General features: G+C 73.9%; 24 protein-coding genes and 1 pseudogene. 16 read left to right on the forward strand and 9 right to left on the reverse strand.

The features are described 5' to 3' along the window. Positions 1–14: 14 nt before the first annotated feature. Positions 15–941, reverse strand: a complete 927-nt coding sequence (locus ACFVIU_RS11425) for a DUF3027 domain-containing protein (RefSeq protein WP_385842070.1) — start codon at positions 939–941, stop codon at positions 15–17. A gap of 292 nt (positions 942–1,233) precedes the next feature. Here ACFVIU_RS11425 and ACFVIU_RS11430 point away from each other — a divergent pair, with 292 nt between their 5' ends. The 4 genes from ACFVIU_RS11430 to ACFVIU_RS11445 all read left to right on the forward strand — a co-directional run bounded on the left by ACFVIU_RS11430 (position 1,234) and on the right by ACFVIU_RS11445 (position 4,987). Next, a complete protein-coding gene (locus ACFVIU_RS11430) occupies positions 1,234–2,634 on the forward strand; it encodes an MFS transporter (protein WP_385842071.1) in 1,401 nt (466 codons plus the stop codon). Positions 2,635–2,863: 229 nt separating this feature from the next. Continuing rightward, positions 2,864–3,337 (forward strand): DUF2771 domain-containing protein, encoded by a 474-nt coding sequence (locus tag ACFVIU_RS11435; RefSeq protein ID WP_385842073.1) that lies wholly within the window; start codon positions 2,864–2,866, stop codon positions 3,335–3,337. Then, on the forward strand, positions 3,310–4,137 hold the full coding sequence (locus ACFVIU_RS11440) for a futalosine hydrolase (protein WP_385842074.1): 828 nt from the start codon (positions 3,310–3,312) through the stop codon (positions 4,135–4,137). Before ACFVIU_RS11435 ends, ACFVIU_RS11440 begins: the two co-directional genes overlap by 28 nt. Further along, on the forward strand, positions 4,124–4,987 hold the full coding sequence (locus ACFVIU_RS11445) for a 1,4-dihydroxy-6-naphthoate synthase (protein WP_385842075.1): 864 nt from the start codon (positions 4,124–4,126) through the stop codon (positions 4,985–4,987). Before ACFVIU_RS11440 ends, ACFVIU_RS11445 begins: the two co-directional genes overlap by 14 nt. Before the next feature lie 23 nt (positions 4,988–5,010). On the opposite strand, the gene ACFVIU_RS11450 is transcribed toward ACFVIU_RS11445, so the two are convergent. Continuing rightward, complete coding sequence (locus tag ACFVIU_RS11450; protein ID WP_385842077.1) at positions 5,011–5,394, reverse strand: cold-shock protein; 384 nt, start codon at positions 5,392–5,394, stop codon at positions 5,011–5,013. Between the two features lie 164 nt (positions 5,395–5,558). Here ACFVIU_RS11450 and ACFVIU_RS11455 point away from each other — a divergent pair, with 164 nt between their 5' ends. Then, entirely contained in the window at positions 5,559–5,816 is a 258-nt protein-coding gene (locus ACFVIU_RS11455; protein ID WP_385842078.1) for a hypothetical protein, read from the forward strand. A gap of 51 nt (positions 5,817–5,867) precedes the next feature. Here the strand turns inward: ACFVIU_RS11455 and ACFVIU_RS11460 are convergent, their stop codons facing one another. Both ACFVIU_RS11460 and ACFVIU_RS11465 read right to left on the reverse strand, forming a co-directional pair. Next, a complete protein-coding gene (locus ACFVIU_RS11460) occupies positions 5,868–6,482 on the reverse strand; it encodes an HAD family hydrolase (RefSeq protein WP_385842080.1) in 615 nt (204 codons plus the stop codon). A 155-nt stretch (positions 6,483–6,637) separates the two neighbouring features. Beyond that, positions 6,638–7,741 carry a hypothetical protein gene (locus ACFVIU_RS11465; protein WP_385842081.1) on the reverse strand — a complete coding sequence of 368 codons (1,104 nt, stop codon included), beginning with the start codon at positions 7,739–7,741 and terminating at the stop codon, positions 6,638–6,640. A gap of 98 nt (positions 7,742–7,839) precedes the next feature. On the opposite strand from ACFVIU_RS11465, the gene ACFVIU_RS11470 reads away from it, so the two are divergent. Together ACFVIU_RS11470 and ACFVIU_RS11475 are read left to right on the forward strand one after the other, a co-directional pair. After that, positions 7,840–10,512: a helicase-associated domain-containing protein gene (locus ACFVIU_RS11470; RefSeq protein ID WP_385842082.1), complete on the forward strand. Its 2,673-nt coding sequence runs from the start codon at positions 7,840–7,842 to the stop codon at positions 10,510–10,512. 93 nt (positions 10,513–10,605) lie between these two features. After that, the gene (locus ACFVIU_RS11475) at positions 10,606–12,249 is read left to right on the forward strand and encodes a DNA repair helicase XPB (RefSeq protein ID WP_385842084.1); all 1,644 of its coding nucleotides are present in this window, start codon (positions 10,606–10,608) and stop codon (positions 12,247–12,249) included. 7 nt (positions 12,250–12,256) lie between these two features. Here the strand turns inward: ACFVIU_RS11475 and ACFVIU_RS11480 are convergent, their stop codons facing one another. Further along, positions 12,257–12,439 carry a hypothetical protein gene (locus ACFVIU_RS11480; RefSeq protein ID WP_385842085.1) on the reverse strand — a complete coding sequence of 61 codons (183 nt, stop codon included), beginning with the start codon at positions 12,437–12,439 and terminating at the stop codon, positions 12,257–12,259. Positions 12,440–12,751: 312 nt separating this feature from the next. On the opposite strand from ACFVIU_RS11480, the gene ACFVIU_RS11485 reads away from it, so the two are divergent. Together ACFVIU_RS11485 and ACFVIU_RS11490 are read left to right on the forward strand one after the other, a co-directional pair. Then, the gene (locus tag ACFVIU_RS11485) at positions 12,752–14,842 is read left to right on the forward strand and encodes a HelD family protein (protein WP_385842086.1); all 2,091 of its coding nucleotides are present in this window, start codon (positions 12,752–12,754) and stop codon (positions 14,840–14,842) included. A 38-nt stretch (positions 14,843–14,880) separates the two neighbouring features. Continuing rightward, positions 14,881–15,552, forward strand: coding sequence for a hypothetical protein (locus ACFVIU_RS11490; protein ID WP_385842088.1), 672 nt, complete (start codon positions 14,881–14,883; stop codon positions 15,550–15,552). 549 nt (positions 15,553–16,101) lie between these two features. Here the strand turns inward: ACFVIU_RS11490 and ACFVIU_RS11495 are convergent. Beyond that, the gene (locus ACFVIU_RS11495; RefSeq protein ID WP_385842089.1) at positions 16,102–16,809 is read right to left on the reverse strand and encodes a copper homeostasis protein CutC; all 708 of its coding nucleotides are present in this window, start codon (positions 16,807–16,809) and stop codon (positions 16,102–16,104) included. Positions 16,810–16,928: 119 nt separating this feature from the next. On the opposite strand from ACFVIU_RS11495, the gene ACFVIU_RS11500 reads away from it, so the two are divergent. Then, positions 16,929–17,594 (forward strand): hypothetical protein, encoded by a 666-nt coding sequence (locus ACFVIU_RS11500; protein ID WP_385842090.1) that lies wholly within the window; start codon positions 16,929–16,931, stop codon positions 17,592–17,594. Between the two features lie 50 nt (positions 17,595–17,644). Then, positions 17,645–18,724, forward strand: a complete 1,080-nt coding sequence (locus ACFVIU_RS11505; RefSeq protein ID WP_385842210.1) for a GNAT family N-acetyltransferase — start codon at positions 17,645–17,647, stop codon at positions 18,722–18,724. 29 nt (positions 18,725–18,753) lie between these two features. Here ACFVIU_RS11505 and ACFVIU_RS11510 read toward each other — a convergent pair whose 3' ends face one another. Continuing rightward, complete coding sequence (locus ACFVIU_RS11510) at positions 18,754–19,023, reverse strand: DUF4031 domain-containing protein (protein WP_385842092.1); 270 nt, start codon at positions 19,021–19,023, stop codon at positions 18,754–18,756. 7 nt (positions 19,024–19,030) lie between these two features. Beyond that, on the reverse strand, positions 19,031–19,420 hold the full coding sequence (locus ACFVIU_RS11515; protein WP_385842093.1) for a hypothetical protein: 390 nt from the start codon (positions 19,418–19,420) through the stop codon (positions 19,031–19,033). Between the two features lie 56 nt (positions 19,421–19,476). Here ACFVIU_RS11515 and ACFVIU_RS11520 point away from each other — a divergent pair, with 56 nt between their 5' ends. The 4 genes from ACFVIU_RS11520 to ACFVIU_RS11535 all read left to right on the forward strand — a co-directional run bounded on the left by ACFVIU_RS11520 (position 19,477) and on the right by ACFVIU_RS11535 (position 23,213). Beyond that, entirely contained in the window at positions 19,477–20,382 is a 906-nt protein-coding gene (locus ACFVIU_RS11520; RefSeq protein WP_385842095.1) for a MurR/RpiR family transcriptional regulator, read from the forward strand. Between the two features lie 57 nt (positions 20,383–20,439). Then, on the forward strand, positions 20,440–21,366 hold the full coding sequence (gene murQ, locus ACFVIU_RS11525) for an N-acetylmuramic acid 6-phosphate etherase (protein ID WP_385842096.1): 927 nt from the start codon (positions 20,440–20,442) through the stop codon (positions 21,364–21,366). A 16-nt stretch (positions 21,367–21,382) separates the two neighbouring features. Then, a complete protein-coding gene (locus ACFVIU_RS11530) occupies positions 21,383–22,861 on the forward strand; it encodes a PTS transporter subunit EIIC (RefSeq protein ID WP_385842098.1) in 1,479 nt (492 codons plus the stop codon). A gap of 133 nt (positions 22,862–22,994) precedes the next feature. Then, positions 22,995–23,213: a hypothetical protein gene (locus tag ACFVIU_RS11535; RefSeq protein WP_385842099.1), complete on the forward strand. Its 219-nt coding sequence runs from the start codon at positions 22,995–22,997 to the stop codon at positions 23,211–23,213. 46 nt (positions 23,214–23,259) lie between these two features. On the opposite strand, the pseudogene ACFVIU_RS11540 reads toward ACFVIU_RS11535, so the two are convergent. Next, a pseudogene (locus ACFVIU_RS11540) lies at positions 23,260–23,561 on the reverse strand (M23 family metallopeptidase); the annotation flags it as partial. A 206-nt stretch (positions 23,562–23,767) separates the two neighbouring features. On the opposite strand from ACFVIU_RS11540, the gene ACFVIU_RS11545 reads away from it, so the two are divergent. Then, entirely contained in the window at positions 23,768–24,400 is a 633-nt protein-coding gene (locus ACFVIU_RS11545; protein ID WP_385842100.1) for an HAD family acid phosphatase, read from the forward strand. The last annotated feature ends 16 nt before the right edge of the window (positions 24,401–24,416 follow it).

Raw genomic sequence — 24,416 nt, forward strand, 5'->3', positions numbered from 1 at the left:
GGTGGCGGGAGGGCTCAGGAGTGGCCCAGCTCCGCCGTCTCCTCGTCGCCGATCTCCGGGACCGAGCCCGAGTCGCGGGCGGGGCGCAGCGGGAAGGGGTCGACCCGGGTCTCGTCGAGGACCGGCGGGGCCGGCTGCGGGGGCTTCGGCATGACCGCCGCCTCCGAGTGGCCGCCGCAGCCGTAGGCGAGGGAGACCACACGGCCGTCCGCCGGCGAGAACTCGTTGGCGCACACGCCGAAGGCCTGGCCCAGCGAGCCGCCGATGGGGTTGAGGAAACCGCAGGACACGCAGGAGGCGGGGGCCGCCTGGGCCATGGCCGTCTTCGGGCCGTACGCCTCCTCCCAGCGGTCGGCGGCGGTGTGCAGGCCGTACCGGGACAGCACCCGGGCGCGGCGCAGGCCCAGTTCCTCGGCGACGGCCGCGATCGAGCCCCGGGTCGGAATCGTGGGCTGGACGGCGGGGGCGCCGGGGGCGACGTCCGCGTCCTCGGCCTCCGCCAGCTCCGCCATCTCCTCGGACACCGGGGAGTTCGGCAGCGGCTCGTCCTCGCCCGAGTAGCCGGGCTCCAGGCGCAGGTCCTCCTGGTCGGTGGGGAGGAGATCGCCGGGGCCCATGTCGCCGGGGCGCAGCCGCTCGCTCCAGGGCACCCACTCGGGGGCGAGGAGGGCGTCGGGGCCGGGGAGGAGGACCACCTCGTCCAGGGTCACGATCTTGGCGCGGGAGGCGCGAGCCACCGTCGCCGCCCAGCGCCAGCCGCGGTAGCCCGGCTCCTTGCACTCGAAGAAGTGCGTGACAACGCGGTCGCCCTCCGACACCAGACCGACGTGCTCGCCGACCACCCCGGGCGCGGCCGCCTCCTCGGCGGCGGTGCGGGCGAGGTCGACGGCCTCGGCGCACAGGCGGTCGGGGGTGCGGCTTCGCGTTGTCGCTGCGCTCACAGGTATCGCTTCTCTCCTACGCCGTCTCCACGAGTGCGGCTGCCTCCGGCGGGCTGTCCGACGGAGCGGACCGGGGGACCGCATCGACGTCTGCATCCGCGCGCTCGGGCGCACCTCTGCCATCCATTCTGCGTTATGGCTGAGATACGCACGCTACACCGAACAAGATTCGTTACCGCCACGCGGCAGGTTTTCCCACCCCCTCCACAACCGTGCCGGTCACCGCCGGACCCGAAACCCCGCCCGGGATGTCCGGGTCGTCGCGCACTATCCGGTGCCTTCTCGGGGCACTATGAAGCACGTGGCAACCGCGGACAGGCGTGGTGTTCGGTTGGGCGGGGCGAGCCGGGTCGGCGGCGCCGTCCGTTCCGTCGGGCGTGCCCTGCACCTGCCGGTCACCGGTGCGGCGCGCGGTATCCGCAAGGCGACGCACGCGCACGGAGCGGGCGAGTCGGGGCTCGGCAAGCTGATCGAGCTGCACGCCGTGAACGGCGCCGGGGACGTGATGGTCACCGTGGCGCTGGCCTCCACCGTCTTCTTCTCCGTGCCGACCGACGAGGCGCGCGGCCGGGTGGCCCTGTACCTGGCCATCACCATGGCGCCGTTCACCGTCCTCGCCCCCGTCATCGGCCCGCTCCTGGACCGGCTGCCGCACGGCCGCCGGGCCGCGATGGCCGGCGCGATGCTGGCCCGCGCGCTGCTCGCCCTGGTCATCTCGGGCGCCGTGGCCACCGGAAGCCTCCAGCTGTACCCGGCCGCGCTCGGTGTGCTGGTCGCCTCCAAGGCGTACGGCGTGGTCCGCAGCGCCGTCGTACCGCGGCTGCTGCCGCCCCGGTTCTCCCTGGTGAAGGCCAACTCCCGGGTCACCCTCGCGGGGCTGCTCGCCACCGGTGTGGCCGCACCGATCGCCGCCGGGCTGCACCGGGCCGGCGATCCCTGGCCGCTCTACGGCGCCTTCGTCATCTTCGTCGCGGGAACGTTCCTGTCGTTCTCGCTGCCCCCGAAGGTCGACTCGGCCAAGGGCGAGGACGTGGCGCTGCTCGCCGCCGACGCGCAGCATCTGCACGGGCCGCACCGCAAGGAGGTGAAGCGGCCGGGGCTGCGGACCGTCGGCCCCGCCGTCACCCACGCGCTCGGCGCCAACGCCGCGCTGCGCTGCCTCTCCGGCTTCCTGATCTTCTTCCTCGCGTTCCTGCTCCGCGAGCACCCGCTGACCGGGGAGAGCGCGGCGGTCTCGCTGGGCCTGGTCGGGGTCGCGGCGGGCGCGGGCAACGCCCTCGGTACGGCCGTGGGGGCCTGGCTGAAATCACGTGCTCCGGAGATCATCATCGTGACGGTCGTCGCGGTGGTGCTGGGCACGGCGATCGTCGCGGCGCTGTTCTTCGGGGCGGTGCTGGTGGCGTGTCTCGCCGCGGTCGCCGGGTTCGCGCAGGCGCTGGCCAAGCTGGCGCTGGACGCGCTGATCCAGCGGGACGTGCCGGAGCTGGTGCGCACCTCGGCGTTCGCGCGCTCGGAGACGCTGCTGCAAATGGCGTGGGTGTTCGGTGGCGCGGTCGGCATCGTGCTGCCGCTCAACGGCCCTCTGGGCCTGCTGATCGGCGCCTGCTTCGTCGCTGTCGGCTGGCTGGCCACGCTGAAGGGGCTGCTGTCCTCCGCCCGGCACGGCGGCTATCCCCGGGGCCGGGTGACCTGACCGGGGGCGCGTGGGGCCGCCGGCCGGCAATGGCACGGGCACTCCGGCGGCAGCAGGCAGGGGCACTCCGGCCGGCACCAGGCGGGCGCTCCGACGAGGTGCAAGTCGGGCTCCGGCCGGCATAACGAACCGGCCACGGTTACGCCGCCCGGCCCCGCCCGGCGTAACGAACCGGGCACGCCGCACCCCACGTGGGCGGGCGGCTCCGGGCGACCGATAGCCTTCGGCCATGACCACGCTGCAATCCGCTGTGCGACGCCGCCGCGCCGTCGCCGCCGCCGGCGCCGTTTCCGCCGGACTGCTTCTGCTGTCGGCCTGCGACAAGCCGACGCCCGTCGCGACGATCACCGTCGGCGAGGACTCGGTCCACTCCGAGGCGGTCTGCTACAACGACGGGAAGGCGCTGGACACCAAGTCCCTGGTGCAGTGCGCCAAGAACTCCAACGACGCCAAGTCCATCAAGGTCGACCAGGACTCCACCGTCCGCTTCGGCGTCGACCCGAAGATCGCGGACAGCGGCTGGACGCTCCTGGTGAACGGCCGTCAGTTCACGGACACCAGCAAGAAGACCTACCGCACGATCCCCGGCAGCGCGTTCTTCAACGCCCAGTACGGCACCGAGGGCGACACCAACACCGTCCTGATCCAGATGGGCACCAGCCCCGCCAAGGGCGTGTGGGCCTTCAAGCTGAAGAAGGCCTGATTCCGACGTCCGCACGGAACCGGATCCTCGTCGCCACCGCCGTCCCGGCCGAACGGGACGCGGTGGCGCGTGCGTTTTTCCCACCGGGCTCGCCGGAGTCGCCTGAGTCCCCCGAGTCGCCGGAGTCGCCGGGGTCCCCCGACTCGCCGTTCGAGCAGGTGTGGCTGCCCGGCACGGGGCTGCTGCGCGCGACCTTCGGATCCGGGCGCTGGGACCTGCTCGACGCCGGCGTCGGCCCGGCCCGCGCCGCCGTCTCCGTCTCCGCCGCCCTCACCGCGGCCCGGCTCGCCGGCACCCCGTACGACCTGGTCGTCTCGGCCGGGATCGGCGGCGGATTCCTGCCACAGGCGCCCGTCGGGTCGCTGGTCGTCGCCGACCGGATCACCGTCGCCGACCTGGGCGCCGAGACCGCCGACGGCTTTCTGCCGGTCACCGAACTGGGCTTCGGGACCGTCCAGCACCACCCGCCGAGATCACTCGTCCGCGCCGCCACCCAGGCCACCGGCGCCCCGGCCGGCACCGTCCTGACCGTCTCCACCGTCACCGGCACCGCCGCCCGCGCCACCGAGCTGCGCGCCCGGCACCCCCGGGCGCTCGCCGAGGGCATGGAGGGGTTCGGGGTCGCCGAGGCCGCCGACGCGCACGGCACGGCCGTCCTGGAGATCCGCGCGATCTCCAACCCGGTCGGCCCCCGCGACCGCGCCGCCTGGCGCATCGGCGACGCCCTCGCCGCCCTGACCGAGGCCTTCGGGAAGCTCGCGCCCGCACTGGAGAGTTGGAACCAGCATGACGACCACTGAGCAGCGGTCCTTGCAGATCGCCTACTCCCCCTGCCCGAACGACACCTTCGTCTTCGACGCCCTCGCCCACGGCCGCCTCCCCGGCGCCCCCGCGCTGGACGTGACCTTCGCCGACATCGACCTCACCAACGGCATGGCCGAGCGCGGCGAGTTCGACGTACTGAAGGTGTCGTACGCCGTCCTGCCGTACGTCCTCGACGAGTACGCGCTGCTGCCGTGCGGCGGTGCGCTCGGGCGGGGCTGCGGGCCACTGGTGCTCAGCCGGGAGGCGGGCACGGACCTGACGGGCCGTACGGTGGCCGTGCCGAGCGAGAAGTCGACCGCCTATCTGCTGTTCCGCCTCTGGGCGGCGGACACCCTGCCCGGCGGGGTCGGCGAGATCGTGGTCATGCCGTTCCACGAGATCATGCCGGCCGTGCGGGACGGGAAGGTGGACGCCGGACTGGTCATCCACGAGGCCCGGTTCACCTACCGCGACTACGGGCTGCACAAGCTGGCCGACATGGGCGAGCACTGGGAGCACACCACCGGGCTGCCGATCCCGCTGGGCGCGATCATCGCCAAGCGCTCGCTGGGCGCCGAGGCGCTCGGCCGGCTCGCGGACGCCGTCCGCGCCTCGGTACGCGCCGCCTGGGACGACCCCGAGGCCTCCCGGCCGTACGTCATGGAGCACGCCCAGGAGATGGACCCGGCCGTCGCCGACCAGCACATCGGTCTCTACGTCAACGAGTTCACCGCCGACCTCGGCGAGGACGGCTACGCGGCGGTCCGCGGGCTGCTCACCCGCGCGGCGGCCGAGGGGCTGCTGCCGCCCCTCGGCCCGGATGCGCTCGCCTTCCCGGCGGTCTAGCTGCTGGTCAGACGTCCAGCTGGTCAGACGTCCAGCTGGTCGGCGACCGCGCGCAGCAGGCCGGCGATCTTCTTGCCGGAGGCCTTCTCGGGGTAACGGCCCTTCTCCAGCATCGGGGTGATGTTCTCGAGGAGGGTCGTCAGGTCCTGCACGATCGAGGCCAGCTCGTCCGGCTTCTTGCGCTGGGCGGCGGCGACGGACGGGGTCGGGTCCAGCAGGATCACCGACAGCGCCTGGTCGCCGCGCTGACCGGCGACGACACCGAACTCCACCCGCTGTCCGGGCTTGAGCGCATCGACGCCGGCGGGGAGAACAGAGGAATGGACGAAGACGTCACCGCCGTCGTCGCGGGAGAGAAAGCCGAAGCCCTTCTCGCTGTTGAACCACTTGACCTTGCCGGTAGGCACGTCTGTCCTCGTCCTCGTACTCGTTGGGAAAACTGCTCGGAAACGGCTCTTGATAGCACTAGAGCGGGTCGACCGTGACCCGCCGCTACCAAGGCTAATGGTCTTCGGGCGGGTGACAAGACGTCCCCCGGTTGTTCTCTCGCGCAGGGAACTACCCTGGTCCGGTGCGTGACAAAACCCAAACGAATTCCGCCGGACCCGGTGACGGACTGATCCGCGCCGGTGCCGTCGTCTTCTTCATCGGTGCCCTGGCCACCCTGGTCACGGTGGTTCCGCTGTTCCTCGGCGCGAAGCCTTTTCCGACCTATATGTACGGCCTGAGCATGCTCATGGCCGTCGGATTCCTGCTCGCCGGGGCGGGCGTACTCCGCTCGATCGCCGCGGGCCGCCGCCAGGCACGGGACGCCTCGGCCGCCCACTGAGCCCGCCGTGCGGCGGGCCCGGTATCCGGCGGGTGCCGGGCCCGGGCCGTGCTAGGCCGCGGCCGCCCGGTGGGCGGACAGCCATGCCGGGAAGGCGGACAGGTCCTCCAGGACCACGTCCGCACCGGCCGCGCGCAGCTCGTCGGCCGGGCAGGGGCCGGTGGCCACCGCCACCGACAGCGCGCCCGCCGCACGCGCCCCGCGCACATCGCCGGTGTGATCGCCGACGTACACGTCCGCGCCGTACTCGCGCAGCGCCTCCGCCTTCTGCTCGGCCCACAGGTCGCCCACGACCACGTCCGGCTCGAGGGCGAGGTGGGTCAGGTGCAGCTTGGCGTTCGGCTCGTACTTCGCCGTGACCACCATCGTCCGCCCGCCGGCCTCCCGCACCGCGGCGATCGCCTCCCGTGCACCGGCCATGGCGGGGGTCGCGGCGATGGCGTACGACGGGTACATCTCCCGGTACAGATCCGACATCGCGGCCACCTGCTCGGCCGGGAACCAGTTGGCCATCTCGTCGGCGAGCGGCGGTCCCAGCCGGGTGACGACGAGGTCCGCGTCGATGTACGTCCCCGTCCGCTCCGACAGTGCCAGATAGCAGGCGCGGATGCCCGGCCTGGAGTCGATGAGGGTCATGTCGAGATCGAAGCCGACGGTGAGGGTCATGGGGATCATTCTGCCGGGTCGCGCCGGGCGGGGTGACCGTTTATCCGGCCGGGCCGGTGCACGGTACAGCTAACGCTGCTTGCTTCCGCCGGGCCGGTGCCCGGCACAGCCAACGCTGCTTGCTTCCGCCGGGCCGGTGCCCGGCACAGCTACCGCTACCGCTGCCGCTGGGAGCGCCAGACCAGATACAGCGCCGACGCCACCGCCGCACCCCGCACCACCCACGGCCAGGTCTGCCCGATCGCGTCGCTCATCTGCCCCTGGGCGATCGGCTCACCCCAGCGACCCGTCTGCCTGCCCCACAGCCACACCATCCCGGCGGCCGCCGCCGTACCGGGCAGCACCAGCACCGCCCACTTGCTCTCCGCCGGGCTCAGCCGCCGGGAGCCGTAGGCGATCAGCCAGCCCAGGAGCAGCGCGATCCAGCTGCCGAGCACGGCCCCGGCCACCAGCGAGGCGGCGGCCAGCAGCAGAAGGGGGTTGGACCAGCCGCCGGCCGGAGCCAGGAGACGCCGGCGGGCCGGGGCCGCGGCCGGTTCGTCCGCGACCGCCGCGGCGGGGGGCGCGGCCGGGGTCCGGCGGCCGAAGAGGCCACGGCGCCGGACCGCCGCTTCCGGCTCCGGTGCCGCCTCCTCCGTGAGCTGCCCGTCCGCCTCCTCCTCCCGCTGCGGGGGCCGCCGGAGCAGCTCCGGAATCTCCACTCCCCCCACGAAGCCCGGAACCGAGTCGGTCTCGGCGAAGCCGGCCGGCCCCGGCGCCACCCGCCACCAGTCCGGCTGCACCGCGCTGCCCCCGAGCTCCTGCGCCCCGGCGAGATGCGGCGGGGACGGCACATCGCGCGGAGCGGACGGCGGGGCCGGCTCGGCGGGCTTCCGGCGCGGCCGCGGCACCCGACGCAGTCCCTTCGGCCGCTCCTCACCCGAAGCACCCGAAGCGCCCGAAGCGCCCGATGTCCTTTCCCATGGCGTCGGCTGGACGGGCACCGAGGCGGCCGGCGGCTGCGGCACGCCCGCCCCGCCCGGCCCACCGGACCCGCTGCCCGCCGCCGTGACCACCTCGTCCGGGCTGCCGAGGCGCTCCAGGATGCGGCGGACGGCCGCCGGGGAGTCCACCGTCACCTTGGCCCGGTGCCGGTCGATCTCGTTCCGCAGCTCGGACACGAGCCGCATCCGCGTGGACGAGGGCAACTGCCGCTGCTGGGCGATGTCCCCGACGCGGCTCAGATACTCGTAGACGACCTGGTCGCTTTCGATCCCCAACGGACTACCCCTCCGGGGCGACGCCGACTGAAACCCCGTGAGGACCGTACTCCTTCTCGGCCACCGGACGGGCCGGGGCGTCCGCTACCGTTGACCGGATGAGCCCCGAGGCCCACGCCGCCCCTCGGTCCCTGGCGGAGGCACTCCGCGCCAGGGACGACGCCTCCCTGGCCGTGCTTCTGCGCAGCCGCCCGGACCTCATCACGCCCGTCCCCACCGACCTCACCCAGCTGGCCACCCGCGCCGGCACCCGCGCCTCGGTGCTGCGCGCCCTGGAACGGCTGGACCGGTTCGCCCTCCAGACCGCGGAGGCGCTGGCCGTCGCCCCGGACCCGGCCCCGTACCCGGTCCTGCTCGGTCTGATGGCGGGCGACAGCGGTGACCCCGCCGTGGCCGCCGCGCTCCCGCACGCCCTCGCCACCCTGCGCGAACAGGCGCTGGTGTGGGGCGACGACGACCGGCTCCGGCTCGTCCGCACCGCCCGCGAACTGCTCGCGCCCGCCCCCGGGCGGCCCTCCCCGACCGGGCTCGGACCCAGCGTGCAGGAGGCCACCTCCGGCATGTCGCCGGGCCGGATCCAGGAGATCGTCGCGGCGGCCGGGCTGCCCTCGACCCATGACTCGGTGTCCGCGGTGGGTGCGCTGTCCGCCCTGTTCGGCCACCGGAAGAAGATGGCCAAGCTGCTCGCCGGCGCACCGGAGGGCGCCCGCGAGGTGCTGTCCCGGCTGGTGTGGGGGCCGCCGTACGGGCAGGTCACCGCGGAACCGGCCGCCCATCTGCGCTGGCTGCTCGACCGCGGCCTGCTGCTGCCCACCACGCCGGGCACGGTCGTCCTGCCCCGCGAGGTCGCCCTGCACCTGCGCGAGGGCCGCGCGCACCGGGCGCCGGAGCCGCTGCCGCCCGCGGTCGAGGCGGCCGCCACGCACAGTCCCCGGATGGTGGACGCCACGGCGGCCGGGCAGGCGTACACCGCGCTCGCCACCGTCGAGGAACTGCTGAAGGACTGGGACGAGGGCGGGCCTGCGGTGCTGCGGGCCGGCGGGCTGAGCGTGCGGGACCTGAAGCGGACCGCCGTCGCCCTCGACGTGTCCGAACCGGTGGCCGCCTTCTGGGCCGAGCTGGCCTACACGGCCGGGCTGGTCGCCTCCGACGGCGAGGCCGACGAGCGGTACGCGGCCACCCCCGCCTACGACGAGTGGCTCGAACGGCCCCCCGCCGAACGCTGGGCCCAGCTCGCCGAGGCCTGGCTCACGGCCACCCGCACCTCCGGGCTGGTCGGCGGCCGGGACGCCAAGGACCGTACGCTCTCCGCGCTCGGCCCCGGCCTCGACCGCTCCGCCGCCCCCGAGGTACGGCACCGGGTGCTGACCCTGCTGGCCGCGCTGCCGGAGGGCGCCGCCCCCGACCAGGAGTCGGTGCTGGCCCGGCTGAGCTGGGAACGCCCGCTGCGCGGCCCGCAGCAGGACGGCGCCGACGATCTGCGTACCCGGCTCGCCCGCTGGACCCTCACCGAGGCGGAACTCCTCGGCGTCACCGGCCGCGGCGCCCTGTCGGCCCACGGCCGCGCCCTGCTCGGCGGCCCGCCGGGACACACGGAGGCCGGACCGGCGGGGCATACGGCAGCCGGACCGGCGGGGCATACTGCAGCCGGGCCGGCGGGACACCCCGGGGCCGGGCCGGCGGGAAGCCCGGCACCCACGGGGGAACCCTCCCCCTCCCCCTCCCCCTCCCCCTCCCTCGAACCCTCCGGTCCCGGCGACAAGCTCCCCGTCCATCACCGCCGGCCCGTCGCCGGGTCCGCGCCGCTCGCCCCAGCTGAGCAGGCCGTGGCGACGGCCGCCGCCGCCCGGCTTCTCGCCCCGCTCCTCCCGGAGCCCCTGGACCACGTCCTGCTCCAGGCCGACCTGACGGCGGTGGCCCCCGGGCCCCTCCAGCGCCCGCTCGCCGACATGCTGGGCGTGCTCGCGGACGTGGAGTCCAAGGGCGGGGCGACGGTGTACCGGTTCACCCCCGCCTCGGTCCGGCGCGCCCTGGACGCCGGCCGCACCGCCGCCGATCTGCACGCCTTCCTCAACCAGCACTCCCGTACGCCGGTCCCGCAGCCGCTCGCCTATCTGATCGACGACGTGGCCCGTAAGCACGGCCATCTGCGGGTCGGCGCCGCCTCCGCGTACGTCCGCTGCGACGACGACACCCTGCTGGGCGAGATCCTCGCCGACAAGCGCGCCGCCCCGCTGCGGCTGCGCCGCCTGGCCCCGACCGTGCTGGCCGCCCAGACCGACCCGGCGTCCCTGCTGGAGGGGCTGCGCGCGATGGGCTACGCGCCCGCCGCCGAGTCCGCCGAGGGCGACGTCCTGATCACCCGGGCCCACGCCCACCGCACCCCGCCGCGCACCGCGCCCGAGCCGGTGCCGGAGGGTCCGCCGCCGCCCGACCCCACGCTTCTCGCGGCGGCGATCCGCGCGATCCGGGCCGGCGACCTGGCCGCGACCACCCCGCGCAAGCCGCCCGGCTCCGCCGCCCCCCTCGCGGGCGGCGAGCTGCCCCGCACCTCCTCCGCCGAGACCCTGGCCACCGTCCAGGCGGCCGTCCTGACCGGCGAGTCCCTGTGGATCGGCTACGTCAACGCCGAGGGCGCCGCCAGCCAGCGGGTCATCGCCCCGATCCGTGTCGAGGGCGGCTTCGTCACGGCCTACGACCACACCGCCGACGAGGTCCGCACCTACCCCCTCCACCGCATCACGGGCGTGGCGGAACTGGCGGAGGACTGAGCCCTGTGGCACACATACGGCCCTGCCGCCGCCGGTGAGGCACACTGGACGTTTGGCCGTATCGAATGGCCGTGTGGAAAGGGTGTGCCGCGCGTGAATGGTCCGCTGATCGTCCAGTCCGACAAGACCCTCCTGCTGGAGGTCGACCACGAGCGGGCCGACGACTGCCGTCGGGCCATCGCGCCCTTCGCCGAGCTGGAGCGGGCGCCCGAGCACATCCACACCTACCGGGTGACCCCGCTCGGTCTGTGGAACGCGCGGGCCGCCGGGCACGACGCCGAGCAGGTCGTGGACGCGCTCGTGGAGTACAGCCGCTATCCCGTACCGCACGCGCTGCTCGTGGACATCGCCGAGACGATGGACCGCTACGGCCGGCTCACCCTCAGCAAGCACCCGGCGCACGGACTCGTCCTCACCACCACCGACCGGCCGGTGCTGGAGGAGGTGCTGAAGTCCAAGCGGATCGCCCCCCTGGTCGGGGCGCGGATCGACCCGGACACGGTGGTCGTGCACCCCTCCGAGCGCGGGCAGATCAAGCAGACGCTGCTGAAGCTGGGCTGGCCGGCCGAGGACCTCGCCGGGTATGTGGACGGTGAGGCGCACCCGATCGAACTGCTGGAGGACGGCTGGACGCTGCGGCCGTACCAGAAGCAGGCCGTGGAGAACTTCTGGCACGGCGGCAGCGGCGTGGTCGTGCTCCCCTGCGGTGCGGGCAAGACGCTGGTGGGCGCCGGGTCCATGGCGCAGGCCAAGTCCACCACGCTGATCCTCGTCACCAACACGGTCTCCGCCCGGCAGTGGAAGCACGAGCTGGTGAAGCGGACCTCGCTGACCGAGGAGGAGATCGGCGAGTACAGCGGCACGAAGAAGGAGATCCGCCCGGTCACCATCGCCACCTACCAGGTGCTGACGACCCGGCGGAAGGGCGTCTATCCGCACCTGGAGCTGTTCGACTCCCGGGACTGGGGTCTGATCGTCTACGACGAGGTGCACCTCCTTCCGGCTCCGGTGTTCAAGTTCACCGCCGATCTCCAGGCCCGGCGGCGGCTGGGGCTGACGGCCACCCTGGTCCGTGAGGACGGCCGCGAGTCGGACGTGTTCTCGCTGATCGGGCCCAAGCGCTTCGACGCCCCCTGGAAGGAGATCGAGGCGCAGGGCTATATCGCGCCCGCCGACTGTGTCGAGGTCAGGGTCAATCTCACCGACTCCGAGCGGCTCGCCTACGCGACCGCCGAGGCGGAGGAGAAGTACCGCTTCTGTGCCACCACGGACACCAAGCGGAAGGTGACCGAGGCGATCGTCCGCCGGTTCGCCGGGCAGCAGATCCTGGTGATCGGCCAGTACATCGATCAGCTGGACGAGCTGGGCGAGCATCTGAACGCGCCGGTGATCAAGGGCGAGACCTCCAACGCCCAGCGCGAGAAGCTCTTCGACGCCTTCCGCGAGGGCGAGATCAGCGTCCTGGTCGTCTCCAAGGTCGCGAACTTCTCCATCGACCTGCCCGAGGCCACGGTCGCCATCCAGGTGTCCGGCACCTTCGGCTCCCGGCAGGAGGAGGCCCAGCGGCTCGGCCGGGTGCTGCGTCCGAAGGCGGACGGTCACCAGGCGCACTTCTACTCGGTGGTCGCCCGGGACACCATCGACCAGGACTTCGCCGCCCACCGCCAGCGCTTCCTGGCCGAGCAGGGGTACGCCTACCGGATCATGGACGCGGACGAGATCCTCGCCGACGGGTAGAGCCGGCTCACTTTCTGCGTATGCCCACGTCCTCGCCGTACTCACCGAGCACGACCACGCCGAACGCCGCCTCCGCGAACACCTTGATCGCGCGCAGGGCGCTGCCGATCAGGTGGCGGGGGGCGCCGTCCACCGCAGTGGCGCCGCTCGGGGGCCGGACAGGGGATGGGGAGATGGTTGCTGCGGTCATGTCTCCATGGTGGAACTTCCGGCGGGTAGTCCGCATCGGTCTGCGGAGCCAGTTCCCGACGGCTCCGTGTGCACCTCCGGGTGGAGGCGGCCCCCTACTCCGGGGGCCTTCCGTCCCCTAGGGGTCGGCAGAACGCCGACCTCCCCGGCAGGCCGGCGTGCCGTGGCCGCGGCCGGAAATTCGTTGGCCCCTGCCGCGCCGCCTCCCCTACAATCTCCGCTCTTGCCCGCCTCCCCCACGGAGCGCCGCCGCCCGGACGGAAACCGGACGGCACCGTCGTAGCCACCCCGCAGGTCCACCGGAGGCACTCCCTTGTCCGCGCCCGCCCAAGAACCGCTCGACGCCCAGCACTCCGACGCCCACAGCGACCCCCTCGGCCGGGAGCGCGCCCACCTCGCCGCGTCCCGCGCCGCCCTGCGCGCCATGCGCGAGGACGTGGAGTCCCTGGACATCCGCGACGTCACCGCGAACTGGGTCAACGCCGAGGTGCTCGCCCGCCAGATCGACGACCGCATCAAGGCGCTGGCGGACCTCAGCGACACCCCGCTGTTCTTCGGGCGGCTCGACTATCTGCACGCCCCGGGCGCGGCGCAGGCCGAGGGCGCGGAGGGCGAGCGGTTCTACATCGGGCGGCGGCATGTGCACGACGCCGACGGCGACCCCATGGTGATCGACTGGCGTGCGCCGGTCTCGCAGCCGTTCTACCGGGCGTCCAAGAAGGACCCCATGGACGTCGGGCTGCGCCGCCGCTTCGGCTACACCGGCGGCGATCTGACCGCCTACGAGGACGAGCATCTCTCCGACCCGGAGGAGACCGCCGCCACCAGCAAGCTGCTCCAGCGGGAGATCGAGCGGCCGCGTGTCGGTCCGATGCGGGACATCGTCGCCACCATCCAGCCGGAGCAGGACGAGATCGTGCGCTCCGGTCTGTCCGGCACGGTCTGTGTGCAGGGCGGCCCCGGCACCGGTAAGACCGCCGTCGGTCTGCACCGGGTCGCCTATCTGCTCTACGCCCACCGGGAGCGGCTCGCCCGCACCGGCACCCTGGTCATCGGGCCGAACCGCTCCTTCCTGCACTACATCGAGCAAGTGCTGCCCGCGCTGGGCGAGTTGGCCGTCCAGCAGGCCACCGTGGACGACCTGGTCGCGCATGTGGAGGTGCGCGGCACGGACGACGCGGCCGCGGCCGTGATCAAGGGCGACGCGCGGATGGCCGAGGTGCTGCGCCGGGCGCTGTACGCGCATGTGACCATGCCGACCGAGCCCGTGATGGTCGTACGCGGGTCGCGGCGCTGGCGGGTCCCGGCGTACGAGATCGAGGAGCTGGTACGGGAGTTGCTGGACCGGGACATCCGGTACGGCGCCGCCCGGGAGGCGCTGCCGCAGCGGATCGCGCACGCGGTGCTGGTGCAGATGGAGCGGGCCGGGGAGGCGCCGGACGACCGGGTGCAGGACGCGGTCGCGCGCAACGCCGCGGTGAAGGCGGCCGTCAAGGCGGTCTGGCCGGCCGTCGACCCGGCCAAGCTGGTGCTGCGGCTGCTGACCGACGCGGAGTTCCTCGCCGAGCACGCGGAGGGGATCCTCGACGAGGACGAGCAGAAGACGATCCTCTGGGCGAAGCCGGTGCGGAGCGTGAAGTCGGCCAAGTGGTCCTCGGCGGACGCGGTGCTGGTCGACGAGGCCGCCGACCTGATCCAGCGCACGCACTCGCTCGGCCATGTGGTGCTGGACGAGGCGCAGGATCTGTCGCCGATGCAGTACCGGGCCGTGGGGCGGCGCTGTACGACCGGCAGCGCGACCGTGCTGGGCGACCTGGCGCAGGGTACGACCCCCTGGGCGACGCGGAGTTGGGCGGACGCGCTGGGGCATCTCGGCAAGCCGGAGGGGGTCGTGGAGGAGCTGACGGCCGGATTCCGTGTCCCCACGGACGTCATCACCTACGCCTCCCGGCTGCTCCCGCACATCGCGCCGGGGCTCACCCCGGTCGCCTCCGTCCGGGAGAACCCGGGCTTCTTCGAGATCCGTCCGGTCGGCACGGAGGCGGAAGTCGTCGCCGCGTGCGAGGAGTTGCTGCGGCACGAGGGCTCGATCGGGCTGATCGCCGCGGACGCGCGGGTGCCGGTGCTGGCCGAGGCGCTGACGGCGGCGGGGATCGCCTATCTCGACCCCGGCGCGGAGACCACCCGCGAGACCCGGCTGACGCTGGTCCCGGCATCCCTCGCCAAGGGTCTGGAGTACGACTACGTGGTCCTGGACGAGCCGCAGGCGGTGGTCGACGGCGAGCCGGACGAACGGACGGGCCTGCGGCGGCTGTACGTGGCGCTGACCCGTGCGGTGTCGGGCCTGATCGTGGCGCACTCGGCACCGGTGCCTGCGGAACTCGGTGCGGCGGGCGATGAGTAGGGTGTCGGCCGTCCCGCTCGTCCCCTGAAAGGCCTCCCTTGAGCACGCCTCCGCCTTCGCACCCCGCGTACCAGCAGAACCCCGGCCCGTACCAGCAGGCGCCCGGCCCGTACCAGCCGGCTCCGGGCCCCTACCAGCAGGCACCCGCCGGGTACGCCCAGCCGCCGGCCGCGGCCCCCGTGGGGCAGCCTGCCGCGCCGTACCCGCACGCGCCCGGTGGCTACGGCCAGCCCCCGGCCGCCGTCCCGACCCCGCAGGGCGCCGCCGGCTACGCCCACAACCCGCAGGCCGCCGCGGCTCCTTACCCGCCGGCCCCCGGTGTCGGATGCGAGGTGTGCGGGGCGGCGCCCGCCGAGCAGGTGACCATCCGTGGCCACCAGGGCTTCATCGTGATGATGCGCTTCCTGCGGCGGCAGGGCGTCTTCTGCCGCACCTGCGGGACCGCGATATTCCGGAAGATGCAGTCGGACACCATGGCACAGGGGTGGTGGGGTCCGGCGTCGTCGCTGATCACGCCGATCACGCTGCTGATCAATCTCTTCACCCTGAAGAAGCTCCGCAACCTCCCCGAGCCGGCCGGCGCCTGGCGCGCCCCGCTGGACCCGGGCGCCCCGGTCCTGCGCCGGCCGATGGGCATGGTGGGCCTGCTCCCGCTCACGGGCTTCGCCCTGTTCGTCCTGCTCATCATCATCGGCGCGACGGCAGGCTGACGCCGGACCCGCCCCGCGGAGCCGCGCCGACCCGCAGCAGGGCTTCGCCCGGGAGGCCGGCGCTTGGGGGCGGCGGGGTGCCCTCAGGCGGTGGCCGTACGGCCCGACGGCAGGGGCTCGGCCGGGCAGGCCGCCCCGGCTCGGCGGTCGTACGGCCCGGCAGCAGGCGCTCGGCCGGGAAGGCAGGGCGCCTCGGCCGTCATACGGCCCATCGGCAAGGGCTCGGCCGGGCGCCTCGGCAGTCGTACGGCCCGACGGCAGGGGCTCGGCCGGGCATGCCATCCCGGCTCGGCGGACGTACGACCCGGCAGCAGGCGCTCGGCCAGGAAGGCAGGGCGCCTCGGCCGTCATACGGCCCATCGGCAAGGGCTCGGCCGGGCGCCTCGGCAGTCGTACGGCCCGACGGCAGGGGCTGCCCGGGCAGACCACCCCGGCCCGACGGCCGTACGCCCAGGCGACAGGCGCTCGGCCAGGAAGGCAGGGCGCCTCGGCGGGCGTTCGGCCGGGAGGGGGCCCGTGCGTCGGAGGGGTGCTGGGGCGGCCGGGGGGTCAGGCGGTGGCCGTGATGCGTTCGTCCAGCAGGGAACGCCAGTGGGCCACCGCCTCCGTCGAGACCGGGCCCGCCCAGCCTTCGGGGCGGGCCGCGCCACCGATGTGGAAGGCGTCGACACCGGCCGCCCGCAGCCGCGGCACATGCTCCAGGCGCAGGCCGCCGCCGACCATGATCCGCTGCTCGTACCCCGGGCGGCCGCTCCGCGCCGCCTCGGCGACCAGCGTGGCCAGACCGTCGTCCACGCCGGTGGCGGAGCCCGCCGTGAGGTAGGTGTCCAGGCCGGGCAGTCCGGCGAGCCGCCTGCGCAGCGCGTCCCGGTCGGCGGCCCGGTCGATGGCCCGGTGGAAGGTCCACGGGCAGCCGTCCAGCGCGGCCACCACCTCTTCCGCGGCGGCCAGGTCGACCCGGCCCTCGGCGTCGAGGAAGCCGAGGACGAACTGGTCGGCGCCCGCGTCCCGCAGCTGCCGCGCCACCCGGACCAGCCGGTGCGTGTCCCCCGCCGCGAACCCGTCCGCCAGCCGCAGCATCACGCGCAGGTCGATGTCGACGGCCGCCCGGATCGCCGCGAAGGTGTGCACCGACGGGGTCAGCCCGTCGGCCGCCATCTCCGTGACCAGTTCGAGGCGGTCCGCGCCTCCGGCCTGGGCGGCGACCGCGTCCTCGGGGCCGAGGGCGATCACCTCCAGGACTGCACGCTTGCTCATGAGACCCCATTCGTCGGCTGCGGGCACAGGTCTAGTCCAATCCAAGACTACGCCTCTCCCTGCTTCACCCGCTGCGCCTGCGGAGGGAGGGCCCGGGAGATTCACGGGAGAATGAGGGCATGGCCGATCTCGACGCCCTGCGTCTGCGTTTCGCCCGCGCACTCGAAGGAGCCCGCACGCCGGGGGGCACCCCCGCAAGCGACGGCCCCGCGCCCGACCCGGCGCCGTACGCCGACAACCTCCTCGCCCGCTGGCAGGAGCCGCAGCGCCGGTATCACACGCTCACCCACCTCACCGCCGTCCTGGACCGGGTCGACCTCCTCCAGGAGCACGCGGCCGACCCGGACGCCGTACGCCTCGCCGCCTGGTTCCACGACGCCGTCTACCTCCCCGACCGGTCCGAGAACGAGGAGCGGTCGGCACGGCTGGCCGAGCGCGCGCTGCCGGAGGCCGGGGTGCCGGAGCCGACGACCGCCGAGGTGGCCCGGCTGGTCCGGCTCACCGTCGGCCACGACCCCGCCGAGGACGACCGCAACGGCCAGGTGCTGTGCGACGCGGATCTCGCCATCCTGGCCGCGCCTCCGTCGGCGTACGCCGTCTACACCGCCGAGGTCCGCGAGGAGTACCACTTCGTGCCCAACGACGCCTTCCGCACGGGCCGTTCGGCGGTCCTGCGCCAACTTCTCGCGCTGCCACGCCTGTTCCACACCCCGTACGGCCGGCGGAACTGGGAGGCCACCGCCCGGCACAACCTCGCCTCCGAGCTGGAAATGCTGTCGACCTGACCGCCGCCGGCCCATACCCTGCGCGCATGCGACCGACAGACGCTGACCATCTGACCGAGGCCGTGGCGAGCTGCACGGCGGCCCTGCGACCGGCACTGGACCGGGACTGGGAGGAGGCCGGCGCCGGGCGCCTGGAGTGGAGTTGCCGGAAGACGGCCGAGCACATCGGCTACGCCCTCCTGCGCTACGCGAGCGGACTGGCGGTCGGCGTCGAGGACGTCCGCGTCCCCTTCCACCTCGCCCTGGACGACGGGGCCGACAACGCGGGCCTGCTGAAGGTCATCGAGTCCACCGGCACGCTCCTCGCCACCACCGTCCGCACCGCCGCGCCCACCGCCCGCACCTTCCACCCCTATCCCTTCGGCAGCGCCGACCGCACCGGCTGCGCCGCGATGGGCGTCACCGAGATCCTGCTGCACACCCACGACATCGCGCAGGGCCTCGGGATCGCCTACGAACCCCCCGCCGAGCTGGCCGAGTCCGTGCTGGCCTGGCTCTTCCCGCACGTCCAGCCCGGCCCCGCACCCTGGCCGACCCTGCTGTGGGCCACCGGGCGCGGCGAGCTGCCCGGCCGGGCGCCGGTGACCGAGTGGCACTGGTACAACAACCTCACCATCCGCACCGAGCGGGTCACCCTCACCGGCGTCCGCCCGGGCGCCGCCCACGATCTGCGGCTGGGCGGCGACGGCGGTTTCACCTGGCTGGGGGGCGAGCCCTACCAGGGCACCCGGGAGGCCTCCTCGTACCTGCTCAAGGCGTACGAAGCGGGCGTGCACCGGCCCGAGTTCGGCCTCTTCGCCCTCGTCCGGCACGAGGACGGCCTGGCGATCGGCGGCATGGGCTTCCACGGCGTCCCGGACGAGGAGGGCCGCGTCGAGATCGGCTACGACCTGGTCGAGGACGCCCGGGGTCAGGGGTACGCGACCGAGGCCCTCAAGGCGCTCGCCGAGTGGGCGCTGGCGCGCGACGACGTCCACATGGTGTTCGCGACCATCGAGCGGGACAACGTGCCCTCGCAGCGCGTGGTGTCACGGGCCGGGTTCACCCGGGCGACCGTGGCGGAGGAGCGGCTCGCCCACGAGGAGCACGGCATGGACGAGGCACTCCAGCTCTACATCCGCCACGCCTGAGAGCCACCCCTGAGAGCCACCCCTGAGGGCTACGGCTGCCGCCGCCCCTTGCGCCGGCGCAGTCCGGACGCGTGCAGCAGCCGTACCACCTCACGGCTGCTGACCTCCACCGCGCCGGCCGCCACGACCTCCGCGTACCGGTGCGACGGAATGTCGTAGTGGTCGCGTTCGAAGGCCCGCCGGGGCACCCCCAAGGTCGCGGCGAACCGGTGCAGTTCGTCGTACGACACATCGCTGACCAGGTGCGACCACATACGGCCGTGACCGGGCCAGGCCGGCGGGTCGACATAGACCGTCACGGGCGCCTCACGAGGACGCCCCGCCGACGGCCGGCCCGAGCGAGCCCACCGCCGCGACCCGCACGCCCGCCTTGTGACACACCCAGTGCGGGTCGGGGCCCAGTTCCGGCTCCACGTCCAGCGCGTGCGGGTCGCCGGAGCCGCACACCGAGCACAGCGGCCAGCGGCCGTACCGCTCCAGCAGGGCGTCCTGCACGTCCTGGGCGACCAGCCCGGCCACATACCCGGCGCCGTCCGGCCACTGCTCGACCCACCAGCGCCGCTGCGCGATCGAGTCCTCCACCAGCGAGACGACGTCCGCCTGGGCGACCTCCCGCGCGACGAGATCGGCGAGCACCAGCGCGCGGGCGGCGTGCAGGGCCTGTTCCAGGGGGCTGAGGGGGCTGACGGGCTCCATACGACCCATTGTGCGCACTCTTGACCCCGACACCGAACCGAAAATAGCTTTCACCTGTGACCAAGGACGTGAAGGAAAGTTTCGGAAGTCCGGGCGGCTCCCTCGCCGCCAAGGTGCGCACCCTCGCCCCGTCCATGACCCGGTCCATGCAGCGCGTCGCCGAGGCCGTCGCCAACGACCCGGCCGGCTGCGCCGCCCTCACCGTCACCGGCCTCGCCGAACTCACCGGGACCAGCGAGGCCACCGTCGTCCGCACCGCCCGGCTGCTCGGCTATCCCGGCTACCGCGATCTGCGCCTCGCGCTCGCCGGGCTCGCCGCGCAGCAGCAGTCCGGGCGCGCCCCCGCCATCACCACCGACATCGCGGTGGACGACCCGATCGCCGACGTCGTCGCCAAGCTGGCCTACGAGGAGCAGCAGACCCTCGCCGACACCGCCGCCGGACTCGACACCGCCCAACTGGGCGCGGCCGTCTCCGCGCTGGCCGCCGCCCGGCGCACCGATGTGTACGGCATAGGGGCGTCCGGGCTGGTCGCCCAGGACCTCACCCAGAAGCTGCTGCGCATAGGCCTCATAGCCCACGCGCACAGCGACCCGCATCTGGCGGTGACCAACGCCGTACAGCTCCGCTCGGGCGACGTGGCGATCGCGATCACGCACTCCGGCTCCACCGGGGACGTCATCGAGCCGCTCCGGGTGGCGTTCGAGCGCGGCGCGACGACGGTGGCCATCACCGGCCGCCCGGACTCGCCGGTCACCCAGTACGCCGACCATGTGCTGACCACCTCCACCTCCCGGGAGACCGAGCTGCGGCCGGCCGCGATGTCCTCCCGGACCAGTCAACTGCTGGTCGTGGACTGCCTGTTCGTCGGGGTGGCGCAGCGTACGTACGAGACGGCGGCGCCTGCTCTGGCGGCGTCGTACGAGGCGCTGGCCCACCGGCACCGCTCGACCCGCAGGTGAGCGTCCGCATCCCCGGACGCCCGACGACACCCCCCGCACCTGAAAGAGCCGCCCCCCATGACCTCCTCCTCCGACCTGCGCAGCCAGCTGGACTCCCTGACCACCGAGGCCTTCCGGCCCGAGCTGGCCGAGATCGACGAACTGCCCACCCTCGAGATCGCCCGCCTGATGAACGGCGAGGACGCGGGCGTGGCCGGCGCCGTCGCCGCCCAGCTGCCCCGCATCGCCGCCGCCGTGGACGCGGTGGCCGAGCGTATGGGCCGGGGCGGGCGCCTGGTGTACGCCGGCGCCGGCACCGCCGGACGGCTCGGCGTGCTGGACGCCGCCGAGTGCCCGCCCACCTTCAACACCGACCCCGCCCAGGTCGTCGGCCTGATCGCGGGCGGCCCGGACGCCCTGCTGACGTCCGTCGAGGGCGCCGAGGACTCCGCGGAGCTGGCCCGCGGGGACCTGGACGCGCTGAAGCTCACCCCGGACGACACCGTCGTCGGCATCTCCGCCTCCGGCCGTACCCCCTACGCCGTCGCCGCCGTCGCGCACGCCCGTGACCTGGGCGCGCTGACCATCGGCCTGGCCTGCAACGAGCACAGCGCCCTCGCGGCCGCCGCCGAGCACGGCATCGAGGTCGTCGTCGGCCCGGAGCTGATCACCGGGTCCACGCGGCTGAAGGCGGGTACGGCCCAGAAGCTGGTCCTGAACATGCTGTCGACGATCACGATGATCCGGCTCGGCAAGACGTACGGGAACCTGATGGTCGACGTCCGCGCCTCCAACGACAAGCTGCGCGCCCGCTCCCGGCGGATCGTGTCCCTGGCCACCGGCGCGTCGGACGAGGAGATCGAGCGCGCCCTCACCGCGTCCGGCGGCGAGGTGAAGCAGGCGATCCTCGCCCTGCTCGCCGATGTCGACGGCCCGACGGCCGCCCGCCTTCTGGAGGAGTCCGGCGGCCGGCTGCGTGCCGCGCTGGCGCACGCCGCCCGCTGACCCGCACGCTCGGGGTGTGCACACCGACCCCGCCCCCGCCGGCGGCTCCGCCACCGCGACCGCCATCCTCGCCCTGGTCGGCGGCCCGGCCAACGTCGTCTCCGTGACCCACTGCCTGACCCGGCTGCGCCTGGACCTCGCCGACCCGGCGGCGGTGGACGAGGAGGGGCTGCGCGCCCTGCCCGGCGTCCTGGGCGTGGTCGCCGCCGGCACGGGCCGGCAGATCGTCCTGGGCCCGGGGGTGGTGGACGAGGTCACGGCGGAGGTGAGGGCGGGGGTGGAGGCGGGGGCGGGGGCAGGGGCAGGGGCAGGGGCAGGGCTGACGGCAGAGTCTGAGGCGCGTGGGGTGGCGCAGTCGACGGAGCGCACGGCGCGCGGGACGGCGCAGAGGGCGGAGTCCACGGCGCCCGCCTCAGCCGGCACCCCCCTCAAGAACCTCCTGCGCCGGATCGCGAACGTCTTCGTCCCGCTCATCCCCGCCCTCATCGGCTGCGGCATCCTCGCCGGCCTCGACGGCCTGCTCCGCAACGCCGGCTGGCTGCCCTTCCTCACCCCCGCGCTGTCCGCCCTCTCCGCCGCCTTCATGGCGCTGATCGCGGTGTTCGTCGGCTACCTCACCGCCCAGGAGTTCGGCGGCACCCCGGTGCTGGGCGGGGCGGTGGCGGCTGTGGTGGTGTATCCGGGCGTCGCGAAGGTGACGGTGTTCGGGACGCAGCTGGTCCCCGGACAGGGCGGGGTGCTCGGCGCGCTCGCGGCGGCACTGCTGGCCACCCGGGTGGAGAAGTGGGTCCGGGGCCGGGTGCCGGGCGCGCTGGACGTGCTGCTCACCCCGACCGTGACCGTCCTGGTCTCCGGCCTGGTGACGCTGTACGGCCTGATGTACGCGGCGGGCGCGGTGGCGACGGCGATCGGCACCGCCGCGAACTGGCTGCTGAGCACGGCCGGCGCCGTGGCCGGACTCGTCCTGGGCGGCCTCTTCCTCCCCCTGGTCATGCTGGGCCTGCACCAGGCCCTGATCCCCATCCACGCCACCCTCATCGAGCAGCAGGGCTACACGGTTCTGCTCCCCCTGCTGGCCATGGCGGGCGCGGGCCAGGTCGGCGCGGCCCTCGCGGTGTACGTCCGGCTGCGCCACGACGTCTCCGCCGGTACGACCGCCTTGCGTACGACGATCAGATCGGCGCTCCCGGCCGGGCTGCTGGGCGTCGGCGAACCCCTCGTCTACGGCGTCTCGCTGCCCCTCGGCCGCCCGTTCCTGACCGCGTGCGCGGGCGGCGCGGCGGGCGGCGCGTTCGTCGGCTGCTTCGCGATGCTCGGCACCCGGGTCGGCGCGACGGCGATCGGCCCCTCGGGCTGGGCGCTGTTCCCGCTGCTGACCGGAAACCGCGGCCCGGGCTGGGCGACGGCCGTGTACGCGGGCGGCCTGCTCACCGCCTACGCGGTGGGCTTCACGGCGACCTGGCTCCTCGGCACCCCCACCGGCCGCCCCCGCTAGCGCCCTTCTCCCGCATCGCGCCGGGGCCGCGGCTTCCGTCCCGCCACGGCACCGCACCCCGGCCACGGCACCGCACCCCCCACCCGGCCGCACCCGGCGTGACGCACCGACCCGGCTGTTCGTTCCCCCGGGCATGATGAAGAAGCTCCTGGCCACCGCCGCCCTGACGGCCACCGCCGCCGCCCTCGCCCCCGCCGCCCACGCCGACCCGCACTGGACCACCACCGACACCGCCCGCTGCGCCACCGACCTGGCCGTGCTGCCCGCGCTCAAGGCCGTCTCCCCGCTGCCGCTGACCGGGGACACCTCCGCGTGCGGCGAGGGCAGTCTCCTCCAGCACCACGCCCACTGAGGCGAGGCCCCGGAGAGCTTGCTTCGCCTCATCCGCCTCATCCGCCTCAGACAAGGACGCCCTTGGCCCGCAGGAAGGCGACCGGGTCGACCGTGGAGCCGAAGTCCGGGGGCATACGGATCTCGAAGTGCAGGTGCGGGCCGGTGGAGTTGCCGGTGGAGCCGGACAGGCCGATGTGCCGGCCGGTGGCGACGATCCGGCCGACGCGCACGTCGACCCGGGACAGGTGCGCGTACTGCGAGTAGGCGCCGTCGCCGTGCCTGATGACGATCGCGTTGCCGTACGCGGGGCCGTCACCGGCGCCGCCCGGCCCGGCCCGGCCTTGACGACGGTGCCGCCGTGCGCGGAACAGCGGCGTTCGCCACCCCGGTCCCGAGCACGGCCAGGGCACTGGCTCCGGCGTCTCGACCGCTCCCGGTAAAAGTGCTGCACGACTCTGTACGCCTACCGTTCAGTAACCCTACGGTTCCCCTCGCGCCACCCGCACCACACAGCATGTCCCTGACAGTCCACGAGATCAGGCCCGTGTACCGGACGTGAGAGGACCCCCACCGATGACCAGCCGCCCCTGGGCACGCCACATATCCGTCGCCGTGGTCACCGCCGCCGCGCTCACCGCGCTGACCGCCCCGGCCCAGGCCGCCGACACCACCACCTCGGTCACGTCCAAGACGACGGCCGCGGCGACCACCAAGGTCGACTACGCCACCTGGCAGAAGGACTGCCAGGCGGTCATGGACCAGGCACTCCCGTACCTGAAGGACCGCATCGCCGCCGCCGCGCCCGGCGAGAAGCAGGCGATCGTCCTCGACATCGACAACACCGCGCTGGAGACCGACTTCGGCTTCAGCTACCCCCAGCCGGCCAACAAGCCGGTCCTGAACGTCGCCCAGTACGCCCAGGAGCACGGCGTCTCGGTCTTCTTCGTCACCGCCCGCCCCGGCGTCCTCTCCTGGCCCACCGAGTACAACCTCGAGCACGACGGCTACCAGGTCTCCGGCCTCTACGTCCGCGGACTGTTCGACCTGTTCAAGGACGTCGCCGCCTACAAGACCGCCCAGCGCGAGAACATCGAGGACAACGGCTACACGATCATCGCGAACATCGGCAACAGCGCCACCGACCTGTCCGGCGGCCACGCCGAGAAGACCTTCAAGCTCCCGGACTACAACGGCCAGCTGTCCTGAGATTGCGCTGCCGCGG

The sequence above is a fragment of the Streptomyces sp. NPDC127190 genome (assembly GCF_042672505.1).
Taxonomy (GTDB): Bacteria; Actinomycetota; Actinomycetes; order Streptomycetales; family Streptomycetaceae; genus Streptomyces.

Excerpts from the sequence above, each read along its gene's own strand:
- ACFVIU_RS11430 (WP_385842071.1), top strand. The coding sequence starts at position 1,234 with ATGAAGCACGTGGCAACCGCGGACAGGCGTGGTGTTCGGTTGGGCGGG.
- ACFVIU_RS11435 (WP_385842073.1), top strand. The coding sequence starts at position 2,864 with ATGACCACGCTGCAATCCGCTGTGCGACGCCGCCGCGCCGTCGCCGCC.
- ACFVIU_RS11445 (WP_385842075.1), top strand. The coding sequence starts at position 4,124 with ATGACGACCACTGAGCAGCGGTCCTTGCAGATCGCCTACTCCCCCTGC.
- ACFVIU_RS11460 (WP_385842080.1), bottom strand. The coding sequence starts at position 6,482 with ATGACCCTCACCGTCGGCTTCGATCTCGACATGACCCTCATCGACTCC.
- ACFVIU_RS11470 (WP_385842082.1), top strand. The coding sequence starts at position 7,840 with ATGAGCCCCGAGGCCCACGCCGCCCCTCGGTCCCTGGCGGAGGCACTC.
- ACFVIU_RS11480 (WP_385842085.1), bottom strand. The coding sequence starts at position 12,439 with ATGACCGCAGCAACCATCTCCCCATCCCCTGTCCGGCCCCCGAGCGGC.
- ACFVIU_RS11495 (WP_385842089.1), bottom strand. The coding sequence starts at position 16,809 with ATGAGCAAGCGTGCAGTCCTGGAGGTGATCGCCCTCGGCCCCGAGGAC.
- ACFVIU_RS11500 (WP_385842090.1), top strand. The coding sequence starts at position 16,929 with ATGGCCGATCTCGACGCCCTGCGTCTGCGTTTCGCCCGCGCACTCGAA.
- ACFVIU_RS11515 (WP_385842093.1), bottom strand. The coding sequence starts at position 19,420 with ATGGAGCCCGTCAGCCCCCTCAGCCCCCTGGAACAGGCCCTGCACGCC.
- murQ (WP_385842096.1), top strand. The coding sequence starts at position 20,440 with ATGACCTCCTCCTCCGACCTGCGCAGCCAGCTGGACTCCCTGACCACC.
- ACFVIU_RS11535 (WP_385842099.1), top strand. The coding sequence starts at position 22,995 with ATGATGAAGAAGCTCCTGGCCACCGCCGCCCTGACGGCCACCGCCGCC.
- ACFVIU_RS11545 (WP_385842100.1), top strand. The coding sequence starts at position 23,768 with ATGACCAGCCGCCCCTGGGCACGCCACATATCCGTCGCCGTGGTCACC.